Raw genomic sequence first — 1,242 nt, 5'->3', positions numbered from 1 at the left:
ATAATTCCTCCGTCAACTTCATCTAACCAAACTTTACGCCCAAACTCGACATCTAGGTTCAATTTACCTCTACATATAATATCTGTATGAACTTCAAATATACTGACTATTTTTTCATTAGCAGGAACTTTTTCTTTCTTGAATACCCGCCGATATGTTTGTTGAATAACTTGTTCTATACGAGGAAGGAAAAGTGTAAATTTTTGAACTATCTTCTGAAAACCCGGAAGATTTGAATTCATCAGAATGCTCTTGACTTTTTGAGCCTGTTTCAAGGATGAGCGTGTCACTTCAACCAATTTGGAGTAAGCTTGTTCTCTTTTTTGACAACCAGATTGATTTCTTGTTTTAGATAAACCATCAATCTGTCTAGAAATTCTTCTAGCTGTACGATAACGATTACGAAAAAGACTTGAGTTAATATATTTTGAATTGGCGATACTAATTTTTTTCGCTTGCAATAAAAAGCGACTAATAACTTTCACTCCATCAACTAACAAGCTGTTATCAGAAGGAAAATGAATATTGGTTGCCACTACTGTACCATCTGTCCTCATCTTTTGACCCTTAGTTATTTTTAATTCGGTCGCAACTTGAGTCAGACGTTGGTTAAATTGTTCCAAGGTTTCTTGACGAATTTGATGTGACCAGCGAATCAAAGTGCTTTTATCAGGAAGAGGATTCAAATAAATTCTACAAAATTGTCTTAAAATTAAACTTTCATTGACATTTGAAATTGTTTGCTCGTAACTCAAACCACGTAAGTGCTTCAATGCTAACATTCGTAATACAACTTCAACCGGAGTTGATTTTCTTCCAGTTTTAGTAGTGTTCTGATAACGCTTTGATAAATCTGACTCCATTAACTGGAATAAATGTTCATCGGAAAGAATTTTATCTATTATAGAAATTGAATCATCCATCTCTCCTACTAGCTGAATTATAATGTTAAACTCTTTGTCAAGTTCATATCTTTTACGTAACATTGGTTTTTGAGTTAGCGTGCAACCTTGTATTACTCAAAAACATACTTAAGAATGATGAACTATTTTAATTGGCTCAAAAATAATTTGAAAAAGTTTATCTTTCATTGAGATTTTGTCATCATTTTTATCCCTCTTAGTTGATTACAAGAAAATCCCGTTCGTCAACTTATTTTGTCAGAGCGCTCCCCTATAATTGTGGAATTGCAAAGCTACGCTTACCATAACTCAGATCTTGCACCTCTCCGTACAAACCCAG

Annotated in this window: 1 protein-coding gene; it reads right to left on the bottom strand. The window is 33.7% G+C overall.

Going from position 1 to position 1,242, the window contains the following annotated elements; translation table 11 throughout:
- Nucleotides 1-986: ISNCY family transposase (locus tag ACM0OZ_RS48905; RefSeq protein WP_414590169.1), on the bottom strand; the 986-nt coding region annotated here is incomplete at its 3' end.
- Nucleotides 987-1,242 lie beyond the last annotated feature (256 nt).

The organism is Scytonema sp. PCC 10023 (assembly GCF_963920835.1).
Taxonomy (GTDB): Bacteria; Cyanobacteriota; Cyanobacteriia; order Cyanobacteriales; family Nostocaceae; genus Kalymmatonema.
This window is presented reverse-complemented; position numbering and strand designations above follow the sequence as displayed.